This is a genomic window from Ralstonia sp. 22086 (assembly GCF_052045975.1).
In the GTDB taxonomy this organism is placed as follows: domain Bacteria; phylum Pseudomonadota; class Gammaproteobacteria; order Burkholderiales; family Burkholderiaceae; genus Ralstonia; species Ralstonia wenshanensis.
In genome coordinates this window covers 57,231-70,416 of the sequence record NZ_JBQEPZ010000003.1, presented here as the reverse complement: position 1 = coordinate 70,416, position 13,186 = coordinate 57,231, and the positions used below count along the sequence as shown (strand labels likewise).

Sequence of the window (13,186 nt, the reverse complement as noted above, 5' to 3'; positions counted from 1 at the left end):
CCGGCGACTGATGGCAGCCGGCCAGTTCAAAATGAAGCGGCTGTCATGGACCGGAGGCGGCAGGAAGCAGGACCTTGTGTCATTCCAGCGCGGCGTTGATGCCAGCGTTGCACTGGAATGGCATAAAACACACCTCTGCAACCGCACCGTCTTCCGGAACGTGTTTGTCGCGGCGTAATGAAATCGACTTTGAATCGTCGGTGCCGCGAATACCGAACAGGAGAAAACATGTTCAACAAGATCGTCAAAGAATTCCAATGGGGCGGCCATAAGGTCCGCATGGAAACGGGTGAGATCGCCCGCCAGGCGAGCGGCGCTGTGTTGCTCGACATGGACGACACCGTCGTGCTCGCTACCGTTGTGGGTGCCAAGAACCCGAAGCCGGGTCAAGACTTCTTCCCGCTGACCGTCGATTACCTTGAGAAGACCTACGCTGCCGGCAAGATTCCGGGTGGCTTCTTCAAGCGTGAAGGCCGTCCGTCGGAAAACGAAACGCTGACCTCGCGCCTGATCGATCGCCCGCTGCGTCCGCTGTTCCCGGAAGGCTTCTACAACGAAGTTCAGGTCGTCATCCACGTGCTGTCGATCAACCCGGAAGTGCCGGCCGATATCCCTGCGCTGGTCGCAGCTTCGGCTGCGCTGGCTGTGTCGGGTCTGCCGTTCAACGGCCCGGTGGGCGCTGCCCGCGTGGGTTACAAGGATGGCCAGTACCTGCTGAACCCGAATCGTGCCCAACTCGCGCATTCGGATCTGGACCTGGTTGTGGCCGGTACCGAGCGTGCCGTGCTGATGGTCGAATCCGAAGCGCAGCAACTGTCGGAAGAAGTCATGCTGGGCGCCGTCGTGTACGGCCACGAGCAAATGCAGATCGCCATCAACGCGATCCACGAGCTGGTGCGCGACGGCGGCAAACCTGAGTGGGATTGGCAAGCGGCTCCGAAGAACGAAACGCTGACCGCCAAGGTTTCCGAGCTGGCCCTGGCCGATCTGCAAGCCGCTTACCAACTTCGCCAGAAGTCGGCCCGCAGCCAGAAGCTGAAGGAAGTCTACAAGTCGGTTGCTGCCAAGCTGGCAGAAGCCGGCGTGGAAGCCGACGGCGTGGAAATCGACAATATCCTGTTTGAGTTGGAAGCGAAGATCGTGCGCGGCCAGATCCTGAACGGCGAACCGCGTATCGACGGCCGTGATACCCGTACGGTTCGCCCGATTGAGATCCGTTCGTCGGTGCTGCCGCGTGCGCACGGCTCGGCCCTGTTTACGCGCGGTGAAACGCAAGCGCTGGTGGTGGCCACCCTGGGCACCAAGAGCGACGAGCAGATCATCGACGCGCTGCAAGGCGAGTATCGTGACCGCTTCATGCTTCACTACAACATGCCGCCGTTTGCCACGGGTGAAACCGGCCGCGTGGGCAGCCCGAAGCGCCGCGAAGTGGGCCACGGCCGTCTGGCCAAGCGTGCGCTGATTCCGGTGCTGCCGAAGGACGATGAATTCGCTTACACGATTCGTCTGGTGTCGGAAATCACCGAGTCGAACGGTTCGTCGTCGATGGCTTCGGTGTGCGGCGGCTCGCTGTCGCTGATGGACGCTGGCGTGCCCATCAAGGCGCACGTGGCCGGCGTGGCCATGGGCCTGATCCTGGAAGGCAACAAGTTCGCCGTGCTGACCGACATCCTGGGTGACGAAGATCACCTGGGTGACATGGACTTCAAGGTTGCTGGTACCGACGCTGGTATCACCGCGCTGCAGATGGACATCAAGGTGCAGGGCATCACCAAGGAAATCATGCAGGTGGCACTGGCGCAAGCCAAGGAAGGCCGTCTGCACATCCTGGGCAAGATGCAGGCTGCCATGGGCGGCGCACGCACCGAGCTGTCGGAGCACGCTCCGCGCATGATCACCGTCAAGATCAATCCGGAGAAGATCCGCGACGTGATCGGCAAGGGCGGTTCGACCATCCAGGCGCTGACCAAGGAAACCGGCTGCACGATCGACATCCAAGAAGACGGCACGATCACCATCGCGTCGACGTCGTCGGAAGGCATGGCCGAAGCCAAGCGCCGCATCGAAGGCATCACGGCAGAAGCCGAAGTGGGCAAGATCTACAACGGCACCGTGCTCAAGCTGCTGGACTTCGGCGCGATCGTGAACATCCTGCCGGGCAAGGACGGTCTGCTGCACATCTCGGAAATCGCCAACGAGCGCGTGAACCAGGTTTCCGACTATGTGAAGGAAGGCCAGGCTGTGCGCGTGAAGCTGCTGAGCACCGACGAGAAGGGCCGCATGCGTCTGTCGATCAAGGCTGCCAAGGCTGAGGAAGGCGACGTGCCGGCTGCGGCACCGCAAGCACCGGGTGCTGGCGACGCTGCCTCGCAACAGCAGCAGCAACAACAGCAGTAAGCGAGCGGTTTTCGCCAAGAAAAACGGCTGGACGATGTCCAGCCGTTTTTTTGTTTACACTGCGTCGCGAGTTCCTCCCGTTGCCCTTCCGCGCCCCATCATGAGCCGCCTGTTCGAGCAAAACCGCATCGCTATCGTCTGGGATTTCGACAAGACACTGATCCCGCGCTACATGCAAGTGCCGCTGTTCGATCGCTTCAACATCGCCGAGCAGGCTTTCTGGGACGAAGTGGCCGCGGGCTCGCGCGAAATCGAATCGCGCGGCCAGAAGGTCAACCACGAAACGTTCTACCTCAATGTGCTGCTGCGCCATGTGCGCGACGGCCGCATGGGCGGTCTCGACAACGCCACGCTGCGCGAACTGGGCGCCGAACTCGAATTCTTTCCCGGTGTGACCGATTTCTTCGAGCGCAGCAAAGCGTGGGTGCGCGACAACGCTGCCTACCAGGCGTTCGACATCAAGCTCGAACACTACATCGTCAGCACGGGCCTGACGGAGATGATCAAGGGCTCGCCCATCGCTCCATACATCGATGGCGTGTGGGGCTGCGAATTCCTGGAAGCGCCTGACAGAAGCGCGGACGGCCGGCGGGTCATCTCGGAAGTCATCTACGCCATCGACAACACCACCAAGACGCGCGCGCTGTTCGAGATCAACAAGGGTGTCAACAAGCACCCGGAAGCGGTGAGTGTGAATTCGTCGATTGCCGAGGACGAGCGCCGCGTGCCGTTCGCCAACATGATCTACGTGGCTGATGGGCCAAGTGATATTCCGGCGTTTTCTGTCGCGCGCAAGGGTGGTGGCCGCACCTATGCGGTCTACAACCCCGAGAGCCCTCGCTCGTTCGAGCAGGCCGACAACTTGCGTGCCGATGATCGCGTCGACATGCTGGGCCCGGCCGACTATCGGGTCGGCTCGCCGACGGAGATGTGGCTGAAGTTGCATATCGGCAAGATCGCCGATGGCATCGTTCACGGCAAACAAGAAATCATGCGCGAAACCACGCGCGGCATTCCGCAGCACTTTGTCGAACCGAAGCGTAGCGTCTCGTAACGCGCGCGCAGCGTCGTAACCCTCATCGATCCGATTCCCATGAAAGCGATTGAAATCACCCAATACGGTGGCCCTGAAGTCCTGAAGCTTGGCGAGCGCCCAATGCCGGAGGCAAAGTCCGGCGAGGTGCTGATCCGTGTGCGTGCAGCGGGCGTGAACCGGCCCGATGTGTTCCAGCGCACGGGAAACTATCCGGTGCCGCCGGGTGCCTCCGATATTCCAGGGCTTGAAGTTGCTGGTGAGATCGTCAGTGGCGATCTGGCGCACGCCGATAATCGCTACGGCTTGAAGGTGGGCGATCGCGTCTGCGCGCTGGTGCAAGGCGGCGGCTATGCGGAGTTCTGCACAGCGCCGCTGGGCCAAGTGCTGCCTGTGCCGGCCGGCTTGTCCGATGTCGAAGCCGCTGCATTGCCCGAAAACTATTTCACCGTGTGGTCGAATGTGTTCGACCGCGGCTTGCTGGGGAAGGGCGCGCATGGCGCCGATGAAACGCTGCTCGTGCAGGGCGGCTCCAGCGGCATCGGCACGACCGCGATTCAGATCGCCTCTGCATTGGGTCACCGCGTGTTCGCCACCGCGGGCAGCGCCGACAAGTGCAAGGCCTGTATCGACCTCGGGGCCACGCGCGCCATCAACTACAAGACCGAAGATTTCGTCGAGATCGTCAAGGCCGAGACAGGGCGCGGCGCCGATGTGGTGCTCGACATGGTCGGCGGCAGCTATGTTGGGCGCGAGATTGCCTGCACCGCCGATGACGGCCGCATCGTATTGATCGCGTTGCTCGGGGGCGCCAAAGCCGAGGTGCCCCTGGGTGATATCCTGCGCCGCCGCATTACGCTGACCGGCTCGACGTTGCGCCCGCGTCCGGTTGCATTCAAAGCGGCCATCGCGGCCAATCTGTATGAAACGGTCTGGCCGTTGCTGGCCTCGGGGCGCATCAAGCCGGTCATCCACGAGGTCATGCCAGCCGCGCAAGCGGCGCAGGCGCACGCGTTGATGGAATCGAGCGCCCATATCGGCAAGATCATGTTGGTTTGGGATTGATTCCAAGACGTCAAAATTGACCCTGTTTTTGCCGCCACGGTAGAATGCCGGGTTTATTTGACAGTCGACCGGGCAAAACGTGAACGCAAGACCGAAGCTGGTGGTGGGCAACTGGAAGCTGCATGGCAGCCTGAGCGCGAACGCCGCGCTGCTTGAACAGATCAAGGCGGCAGGCAAAACCAACGCCACGCTGGCCGTATGTGCGCCATTCCCGTACCTGGCGCAGTGCCAGTCCTTGCTCGCCGGTTCAGCGGTGGGCTGGGGTGCACAGGATGTGTCGGCCGAAACGCGAGGCGCCTTTACCGGCGAGGTGGCGGCGTCGATGTTGTCAGAATTCGGCTGCGGCTACGTGATTGTCGGTCACTCAGAGCGTCGCTCGTACCACGGCGAAACCGACGTGCAAGTGGCGACCAAGGCGCTGCGGGCACTGGAACATGGCATCACCCCGATCGTCTGTGTGGGCGAAACGCTCGCGCAGCGCGAAGCTGGTGAGACCGAGCACGTGGTCGCCCGCCAGCTGGATGCGGTGCTGGAAGCGCTGTCGGTTGAGCAACTGGGTCGTATCGTCGTGGCGTATGAGCCGGTTTGGGCAATCGGCACGGGCAAGACGGCAACCAGCGAGCAGGCGCAGGCTGTGCACGCATTCCTGCGCGCCCGTGTTGCTGCTCGCGACGCAGGTGTGGCGCAGCGCCTGGCGATTCTGTACGGCGGCAGCGTCAAGCCGGACAATGCCGGCGAGTTGTTTGCAATGGCGGACATCGATGGCGGCCTGATCGGCGGCGCATCGCTGAAGGCAGAAGATTTCCTGGCGATTGGTCGCGCATAAACGACGGATCGAGTCGCCATGTTACGCATGTGCGACTGCAACATATTATTGAGAGAAACGAAATGGCAATTCTGAAGACTCTGCTGCTGGTGGCGCAAATTCTGAGCGCGCTCGGCGTGATCGGCCTGGTGCTTTTGCAGCACGGCAAGGGTGCGGACGTGGGGGCGGCGTTTGGCTCCGGCGCATCGGGTAGCCTGTTTGGGGCCACCGGCTCGGCAAACTTCCTGTCGCGCACGACGGCCGTGCTGGCCACCGTGTTCTTTATTGCCACGCTGGCGCTGACGCTGATCGGCACCAACAAGGGCAGCGTGTCGGCAGGTGTGATGGGTTCGGTCGCGCCTGTTACGTCCACGGCCTCGGCCCCGGCCGCTTCGGCTCCTGCTGCCGCTCCGGGCGCTGCTTCGGCCCCGGCTGTGCCCAAGTAATTTGATGTAATGACCGCGGCGTGCCGTTGAGGTTTTCCGGCGTGTCGCGAGGCATAAGATTTTTGTTTGTGCATTGAACAAAAGCGTTGCTTTGCGGTAGAATGCAAGGCTTGAAACAACGCGGGGAACGGCAAGGACGTTAAGTCTCAACCGGCTTCCTGATAAAGTTTCTTCCCCCAGCCGACGTGGTGAAATTGGTAGACACGCTATCTTGAGGGGGTAGTGGCGAAAGCTGTGCGAGTTCGAGTCTCGCCGTCGGCACCAATCAAATTCGGGGTCTGTTCAACGGGATGTTCCGCGCAGGCCCCTCCGCAAGACGACGCGCAGTTGAAGCGTCGTAAGGCTGCGGACCCGGCGCCTTCGATGGGGCGACAAGGCGCCGCCTGCGGGCAGTGCTGTTGCAACCATTCAAAAAGGCGGGCGTCCCTTGAACCTCGAAGCCTATTTCCCCGTACTGTTGTTCATCGTTGTCGGCCTTGGCCTTGGCCTTGCTCTGATGACCATCGGCCGAGTCCTCGGTCCGAACAATCCCGATCCTGACAAGCTCTCGCCGTACGAGTGCGGCTTCGAAGCATTCGAAGACGCGCGCATGAAGTTCGACGTGCGCTATTACCTCATCGCCATCCTGTTCATTCTGTTCGATCTGGAGACTGCGTTCCTTTTCCCCTGGGGCGTGGCGCTGCGTGAGATCGGCTGGCCTGGGTTCTTCGCGATGGGTGTGTTTCTTCTCGAGTTTCTCGTGGGCTTCGTCTACATCTGGAAAAAAGGCGCGCTCGATTGGGAGTGATGTGAAATGGCGATCGAAGGCGTACTCAATGAAGGCTTTGTCACGACCACCGCTGACAAGCTGATCAACTGGACCCGTACTGGGTCACTCTGGCCGATGACATTCGGCTTGGCCTGCTGTGCTGTCGAAATGATGCACGCCGGCGCATCGCGTTATGACCTGGACCGTTTCGGCGTGGTGTTTCGCCCGTCGCCGCGTCAGTCTGACGTGATGATCGTGGCTGGCACGCTGTGCAACAAGATGGCACCCGCGCTGCGCAAGGTGTATGACCAGATGGCCGAGCCTCGCTGGGTCATTTCGATGGGTTCGTGCGCGAACGGTGGCGGTTACTACCACTACTCATATTCTGTCGTGCGCGGCTGTGATCGCATCGTGCCGGTCGACGTGTACGTGCCGGGCTGCCCGCCAACGGCTGAAGCGCTGATCTACGGCATCATCCAGCTGCAGGCCAAGATCCGCCGCACCAACACCATCGCGCGCAAGGCCTGACATGACCGACAAGCTTGCCACCCTGAAGGCCGCGCTGGAAAAGGCGCTGGGTAATCGTGTTCAAAGCCTGACCGAATCGGTCGGTGAGCTCACCCTCGTGGTGAAGGCCGCCGATTATCTCGACGTCATGCGCACGCTGCGCGACGACGCGTCGCTCAAGTTCGAACAACTGATCGATTTGTGCGGCGTCGACTATGCCGACTATGGCGACGGTGCCTGGAACGGCCCGCGTTTTGCCGCTGTGTCGCATCTGCTGTCGATTACGCACAACTGGCGTGTCCGCGTCCGCGTATTCGCGCCGGACGACGACCTGCCGGTGGTCTCGTCTGTGACGACCATCTGGAATTCGGCTGACTGGTTCGAGCGCGAAGCATTCGACCTGTTCGGCCTGGTGTTCGAGGGTCACCCGGACCTGCGCCGCATTCTGACCGACTACGGCTTCATCGGCCACCCGTTCCGCAAAGACTTCCCGGTGTCGGGTTACGTTGAAATGCGCTACGACCCGGTGCAGCGCCGCGTGGTCTACCAGCCGGTAACCATCGAGCCGCGCGAGATTACGCCGCGTGTGATCCGAGAGGATCAATACGGTGGCTTAAAGCACTGACGGCACTGAAGGGCGCCCGACTATGGCAGATATCAAAAACTACACCCTGAACTTCGGTCCGCAACACCCGGCCGCACACGGCGTGCTGCGCCTGGTGCTCGAGCTGGACGGCGAAGTCATTCAACGTGCCGACCCGCACATCGGCCTGCTGCACCGCGCGACTGAAAAGCTCGCAGAGCAGAAGACCTGGATTCAGAGCGTGCCGTACATGGACCGCCTCGACTACGTGTCGATGATGGTCAATGAGCACGCCTACGTGATGGCAATCGAGCGCCTGCTTGGTCTGGAAGTGCCGCTGCGTGCGCAGTACATCCGCGTCATGTTCGACGAAATTACGCGGATCATGAACCACCTGATGTGGATCGGTTCGCACGCGCTGGACGTGGGCGCCATGGCGGTGTTCCTGTACGCCTTCCGCGAACGTGAAGACCTGTTCGATATGTACGAGGCGGTGTCGGGCGCGCGCATGCACGCAGCCTACTACCGTCCAGGCGGCGTCTACCGCGACCTGCCTGACACGATGCCGCAATACAAGGCATCCAAGGTGCGCAACGAGAAGGCCCTGGCCGCCCTGAACGAAACGCGTTCGGGTTCGTTGCTGGACTTCATTGAAGACTTCACCAACCGCTTCCCGAAGTATGTTGATGAGTACGAAACGCTGCTGACCGACAACCGGATTTGGAAGCAGCGCCTGGTCGGTATCGGCGTGGTGACCCCCGAGCGTGCCCTTAACAAAGGCTTCTCCGGTGCGATGCTGCGCGGTTCGGGCATCGAATGGGATGTGCGCAAGAAGCAGCCGTACGAAGTGTACGACCGCGTCGATTTCGACATTCCGGTTGGCGTGAACGGCGATTGCTACGACCGTTATCTGGTGCGCGTGGAAGAAATGCGCCAAAGCAATCGCATCATTCGTCAGTGCATCGAGTGGCTGCGCAAAAACCCGGGTCCGGTGATCACGGATAACCACAAGGTCGCGCCGCCGTCGCGCGTGGACATGAAGACCAACATGGAAGAGCTGATTCACCACTTCAAGCTCTTCACGGAAGGTATGCACGTGCCCGAAGGCGAAGCGTATGCCGCCGTTGAGCACCCAAAGGGCGAGTTCGGCATCTATGCAATCTCCGACGGCGCCAACAAGCCGTACCGTCTGAAGATCCGCGCGCCGGGCTTCGTTCATCTGGCCGCGCTCGACGAAATGGCGAAGGGTCACATGATTGCCGATGCGGTGACGATCATCGGTACGCAAGACATTGTGTTTGGCGAGATCGACCGCTGAACCCAAGAAACGACGGTTTGACGCGCAGGCAAGCGCGGCTGTGAAACGAGGACGCACGCCGGGGTATGGCTGCTAGGTAGCACGCCCCGCGTCCCGCACCAATCGCAACGAACATGCTATCAGCAGAAGCTCTCAAGGAAATCGACCGGGCGGTCGCAAAATATCCCGCCGACCAGAAGCAGTCCGCCGTGATGGCGGCGCTGGCGGTCGCGCAGAGCGAGAAAGGCTGGGTCTCGCCCGAAGTCATGCAGTTCGTGGCCGAGTACCTCGAAATGCCGCCGGTGTGGGTCGAGGAAGTGGCGACGTTCTACAACATGTACGACACCAAGCCGGTGGGCCGCTTCAAGCTGTCGGTGTGCACGAACTTGCCGTGCGCGTTGTCGGGTGGCGAGCGCGCGGCCGATTACCTGAAAAAGAAGCTCGGCATCGGTTTCAACGAAACCACGGCCGACGGCAACTTCACGCTGAAAGAAGGCGAGTGCATGGGCGCGTGCGGTGATGCGCCGGTCATGATCGTCAACAACACCCACATGTGCAGCTTCATGAGCAACGAGAAGCTCGACGCGCTGATCGCTGACCTCCAGTCGAAGGCGCCGACCACCGGAGCAGGCAAGTAAATGACCTCTCTGCACGATCGACATATCCAGCCGTTGATTCTCGCCGGCTTGAACGGCGACAACTGGCACCTCGAAGATTACGTCAAGCGCGGCGGCTATCAACAGCTCAAGCGCATCCTCACCGAGAAGATCACCCCCGAACAGGTCATTGCTGACGTGAAAGCGTCAGGCCTGCGCGGCCGTGGCGGTGCAGGCTTCCCGACCGGCTTGAAGTGGAGCTTCATGCCGCGCCAGTTTCCGGGCCAGAAGTATCTGGTCTGCAACACGGACGAAGGCGAACCGGGTACGTTCAAAGATCGCGACATCATCCGTTACAACCCGCACGCGCTGATCGAAGGCATGGCCATCGGCGGCTACGCGATGGGCATTACCGTGGGCTACAACTACATCCACGGCGAGATCTGGAACGAATACAAGATTTTTGAGCAGGCGCTTGAAGAGGCTCGGGCTGCGGGCTTCCTCGGTGACAACATTCTGGGTTCCGGCTTCAACTTCCAGCTGCATGCGCACCATGGCTATGGCGCGTACATCTGCGGCGAAGAGACCGCGCTGCTCGAGTCGCTGGAAGGCAAGAAGGGCCAGCCGCGCTTCAAGCCGCCGTTCCCGGCGAGCTTTGGCCTGTACGGCAAGCCGACCACCATCAACAACACCGAAACCTTTGCCGCTGTGCCGTTCCTGCTGGCCATCGGTCCGGACAATTATCTGAAGATGGGCAAGCCGAACAACGGCGGCTCAAAGATCTTCTCGGTGTCTGGCGACGTGGAGCGTCCGGGCAACTATGAGATTCCGCTCGGCACGCCGTTCTCCAAACTGTTGGAGCTGGCCGGCGGCATGCGCGGCGGCAAGAAACTCAAGGCGGTCATCCCGGGTGGCTCGTCGGCGCCGGTGGTGCCGGCCGACCTGATGATGGCTTCCGACATGGACTACGACTCGATCGCCAAGGCGGGCTCGATGCTGGGCTCGGGCGCTGTGATCGTGATGGACGAAACGCGCTGCATGGTGAAGTCGCTGCTGCGCCTTTCGTACTTCTATTTCGAAGAGTCGTGCGGCCAGTGCACGCCGTGCCGTGAGGGCACCGGCTGGCTGTATCGCGTGGTCGACCGCATCGAGCACGGCAAGGGCCGCCAGGAAGACCTGGACCTGCTGAACAACGTGGCAGAAAACATCATGGGCCGGACCATCTGCGCGCTCGGCGATGCCGCTGCGATGCCGGTCCGCGGCATGCTCAAGCACTACTGGGATGAGTTCGCGTATCACGTCGAACACAAGCAGTGCATGGTGCCCACCTACATTTAAGCGTGGCAGAACATGGTTGAAATCGAAATCGATGGCAAGAAGGTTGAGGTTGCCGAAGGCAGCCTGGTGATGGAGGCTGCTCGCCAGACGGGCACCTACATTCCTCACTTCTGCTATCACCGCAAACTGTCGGTCGCGGCCAACTGCCGGATGTGCCTGGTCGAGGTCGAGAAGGCGCCCAAGGCGCTGCCGGCCTGCGCCACGCCCGTCACCGCGGGTATGAAGGTCTTCACCAACTCCGAGAAGGCGGTGAAGGCCCAGAAGTCCGTGATGGAATTCCTGCTGATCAACCACCCGTTAGATTGCCCGATCTGCGATCAGGGTGGCGAGTGCCAGTTGCAGGACTTGGCTGTGGGCTACGGCAAGTCGGAATCGCGCTACCAGGAAGAAAAGCGTGTGGTGTTCCACAAGAACGTGGGCCCGCTGATCTCCATGGAAGAGATGACGCGCTGCATTCACTGCACGCGTTGCGTCCGCTTCGGTCAGGAAATTGCCGGCGTGATGGAACTGGGCATGCTCAATCGTGGCGAGCATTCCGAGATCACGACGTTCGTCGGTCAGACTGTTGATTCCGAATTGTCGGGCAACATGATCGATCTGTGCCCCGTTGGCGCGCTGACCAGCAAGCCGTTCCGCTATTCGGCCCGTACGTGGGAGCTGGCACGCCGCAAGTCGGTGTCGCCGCACGATGGCCTCGGCGCCAACGTGATTGTCCAGACCAAGAACCAGCGCGTGATGCGTGTTCTGCCGCTGGACAACGAAGCCATCAATGAATGCTGGCTGTCCGACAAGGACCGCTTCGCCTATGAAGGCGTGAACAGCGACGATCGTCTGACGCAGCCGATGCTCAAGCAAGGCGGTCAGTGGAAAGCTGTCGACTGGACCACGGCACTGGAATACGTTGCCAACGGCCTGAACGAAATCAAGCGTGACCATGGCGCTGAGCAGATCGGTGCATTGGCCAGCCCCCACAGCACGCTGGAAGAGCTGTTCTTGCTGCAAAAGCTGGTGCGTGGCATTGGCAGCGACAACGTCGATTTCCGTCTGCGTCAATCCGATTTCTCGGTCAAGCCGACCGGCGCTCCGTGGCTCGGCATGCCGATCGCCGACGTGTCGCTGCTGCAGCGCACGCTGGTGGTGGGCGCGTTCCTGCGCAAGGATCATCCGTTGCTGGCCGCGCGCCTGCGGCAGGCAGGCAAGAAGGGTGGTCAGCTGAATGTGATCGGCGCCGGCGGCGAAGACCTTCTGATGCCCGCCACGCAACTGTTGGGCGCGCCGTCGCAATGGCTGTCGCTGCTGTCGCAAGTGGCGGTGGCCGTGGCTGCTGCCAACAACGTTGCACGTCCGGGCGGTACGGATGGCATCGAAGTCGGTGACGTTGCTAAGCGCATCGCCGCAAGCCTCGCTTCGGGCGAACGCAAGGCGGTGTTCCTCGGCAACGCTGCTGTAGCGCATCCGCAATTCTCGCAATTGCATGCGCTGGCTCAGTGGGTTGCGCAGCAGACCGGTGCGACGCTGGGCTTCCTGACGGAAGCGGCCAACACCGTCGGTGGCTACATTGCTGGTGCGCTGCCGCAAGGCAATGGCCTCGATGCCGCCGCTATGCTGGCGCAGCCGCGCCGTGCTTACGTGCTCCTGGGCGCCGAACCTGAATTCGATAGCGCGAATCCCGTGCAGGCTCGTGCGGCACTGGATCAGGCTGACACGGTGATCGTGTTGGCGCCGTTTGCCTCTCGCGCTGCACTCGAATACGCCGATGTGCTGCTGCCGACCGCGCCGTTCACGGAAACTTCGGGCACCTTCGTCAACTGCGAAGGCCTGCCGCAAAGCTTCAACGGCGTTGTGCGCAGCCTGGGTGATTCGCGCCCGGCGTGGAAGGTCCTGCGCGTGCTGGGCAACCTGCTGAACGTGTCGGGCTTCGAATACGACAGCTCGGAAGTGGTGCGCGACGAAGTGCTGACCAAGCCGGTCACCGATCGTCTGTCGAATACGACGATCGCGCAGACCGCCGTTCCCGCTGCCTCCGCTGCCGGCATCGAACGTCTGGCCGATGTGCCGATTTATCACGCCGATCCGATCGTACGCCGCGCTGGTTCGCTGCAGCTGACGGCCGCAGCACGCGCAGCAATGCGCGCTGGCTTGCCGGCTGACCTCTATGCGCAACTCGGCCTTGTCGATGGTGACGCCGTGCGCGTGACGCAGGGGCAGCGCAGTGTGGTGCTGCCGGCCGTGCTGGACAAGTCGCTGGCTTCCGGTGTGATCCGCGTGTCCGCCGCCACCGAGGCTTCGGCACAACTGGGTGCCATGTTCGGCGCGGTAAGCGTTGAGAAGGTTGAATCGTCCGCGCTGGCGGCTACGGTGTAAGGGTCAA

Annotated in this window: 12 protein-coding genes and 1 tRNA gene; all 13 read left to right on the top strand. The window is 61.6% G+C overall.

What is annotated here, in order from left to right:
- Nucleotides 1-228: 228 nt before the first annotated feature.
- The 13 genes from pnp to nuoG all read left to right on the top strand — a co-directional run bounded on the left by pnp (nucleotide 229) and on the right by nuoG (nucleotide 13,179).
- Nucleotides 229-2,397 (top strand): polyribonucleotide nucleotidyltransferase, encoded by a 2,169-nt coding sequence (pnp, locus tag ACTJK6_RS13495; RefSeq protein ID WP_232040469.1) that lies wholly within the window; start codon nucleotides 229-231, stop codon nucleotides 2,395-2,397.
- A 100-nt stretch (nucleotides 2,398-2,497) separates the two neighbouring features.
- On the top strand, nucleotides 2,498-3,451 hold the full coding sequence (locus tag ACTJK6_RS13490) for an HAD family hydrolase (protein WP_440839357.1): 954 nt from the start codon (nucleotides 2,498-2,500) through the stop codon (nucleotides 3,449-3,451).
- 39 nt (nucleotides 3,452-3,490) lie between these two features.
- Entirely contained in the window at nucleotides 3,491-4,495 is a 1,005-nt protein-coding gene (locus tag ACTJK6_RS13485; protein WP_440839356.1) for an NAD(P)H-quinone oxidoreductase, read from the top strand.
- 79 nt (nucleotides 4,496-4,574) lie between these two features.
- Nucleotides 4,575-5,321, top strand: coding sequence for a triose-phosphate isomerase (gene tpiA / locus ACTJK6_RS13480; protein ID WP_440819145.1), 747 nt, complete (start codon nucleotides 4,575-4,577; stop codon nucleotides 5,319-5,321).
- A 62-nt stretch (nucleotides 5,322-5,383) separates the two neighbouring features.
- Entirely contained in the window at nucleotides 5,384-5,746 is a 363-nt protein-coding gene (secG, locus tag ACTJK6_RS13475) for a preprotein translocase subunit SecG (protein WP_045206187.1), read from the top strand.
- Between the two features lie 179 nt (nucleotides 5,747-5,925).
- Nucleotides 5,926-6,010 (top strand) — tRNA-Leu (locus tag ACTJK6_RS13470).
- 163 nt (nucleotides 6,011-6,173) lie between these two features.
- Entirely contained in the window at nucleotides 6,174-6,533 is a 360-nt protein-coding gene (locus ACTJK6_RS13465) for an NADH-quinone oxidoreductase subunit A (protein ID WP_440839355.1), read from the top strand.
- A gap of 6 nt (nucleotides 6,534-6,539) precedes the next feature.
- Nucleotides 6,540-7,022: a NuoB/complex I 20 kDa subunit family protein gene (locus ACTJK6_RS13460; protein ID WP_004630808.1), complete on the top strand. Its 483-nt coding sequence runs from the start codon at nucleotides 6,540-6,542 to the stop codon at nucleotides 7,020-7,022.
- A gap of 1 nt (nucleotide 7,023) precedes the next feature.
- Entirely contained in the window at nucleotides 7,024-7,626 is a 603-nt protein-coding gene (locus tag ACTJK6_RS13455; protein ID WP_232040464.1) for an NADH-quinone oxidoreductase subunit C, read from the top strand.
- Nucleotides 7,627-7,648: 22 nt separating this feature from the next.
- Nucleotides 7,649-8,902 (top strand): NADH-quinone oxidoreductase subunit D, encoded by a 1,254-nt coding sequence (locus ACTJK6_RS13450; RefSeq protein WP_260801833.1) that lies wholly within the window; start codon nucleotides 7,649-7,651, stop codon nucleotides 8,900-8,902.
- 113 nt (nucleotides 8,903-9,015) lie between these two features.
- The gene (nuoE, locus tag ACTJK6_RS13445; protein ID WP_045206189.1) at nucleotides 9,016-9,519 is read left to right on the top strand and encodes an NADH-quinone oxidoreductase subunit NuoE; all 504 of its coding nucleotides are present in this window, start codon (nucleotides 9,016-9,018) and stop codon (nucleotides 9,517-9,519) included.
- The gene (nuoF, locus tag ACTJK6_RS13440) at nucleotides 9,520-10,815 is read left to right on the top strand and encodes an NADH-quinone oxidoreductase subunit NuoF (RefSeq protein WP_004630799.1); all 1,296 of its coding nucleotides are present in this window, start codon (nucleotides 9,520-9,522) and stop codon (nucleotides 10,813-10,815) included.
- A 12-nt stretch (nucleotides 10,816-10,827) separates the two neighbouring features.
- A complete protein-coding gene (nuoG, locus tag ACTJK6_RS13435; RefSeq protein ID WP_440839354.1) occupies nucleotides 10,828-13,179 on the top strand; it encodes an NADH-quinone oxidoreductase subunit NuoG in 2,352 nt (783 codons plus the stop codon).
- Nucleotides 13,180-13,186 lie beyond the last annotated feature (7 nt).

Bases quoted from the DNA above. Each gene is read 5' to 3' on its own strand.
- pnp (WP_232040469.1), top strand. From the start codon at position 229: ATGTTCAACAAGATCGTCAAAGAATTCCAATGGGGCGGCCATAAGGTC.
- ACTJK6_RS13490 (WP_440839357.1), top strand. From the start codon at position 2,498: ATGAGCCGCCTGTTCGAGCAAAACCGCATCGCTATCGTCTGGGATTTC.
- ACTJK6_RS13485 (WP_440839356.1), top strand. From the start codon at position 3,491: ATGAAAGCGATTGAAATCACCCAATACGGTGGCCCTGAAGTCCTGAAG.
- secG (WP_045206187.1), top strand. From the start codon at position 5,384: ATGGCAATTCTGAAGACTCTGCTGCTGGTGGCGCAAATTCTGAGCGCG.
- ACTJK6_RS13460 (WP_004630808.1), top strand. From the start codon at position 6,540: ATGGCGATCGAAGGCGTACTCAATGAAGGCTTTGTCACGACCACCGCT.
- ACTJK6_RS13455 (WP_232040464.1), top strand. From the start codon at position 7,024: ATGACCGACAAGCTTGCCACCCTGAAGGCCGCGCTGGAAAAGGCGCTG.
- ACTJK6_RS13450 (WP_260801833.1), top strand. From the start codon at position 7,649: ATGGCAGATATCAAAAACTACACCCTGAACTTCGGTCCGCAACACCCG.
- nuoE (WP_045206189.1), top strand. From the start codon at position 9,016: ATGCTATCAGCAGAAGCTCTCAAGGAAATCGACCGGGCGGTCGCAAAA.
- nuoF (WP_004630799.1), top strand. From the start codon at position 9,520: ATGACCTCTCTGCACGATCGACATATCCAGCCGTTGATTCTCGCCGGC.
- nuoG (WP_440839354.1), top strand. From the start codon at position 10,828: ATGGTTGAAATCGAAATCGATGGCAAGAAGGTTGAGGTTGCCGAAGGC.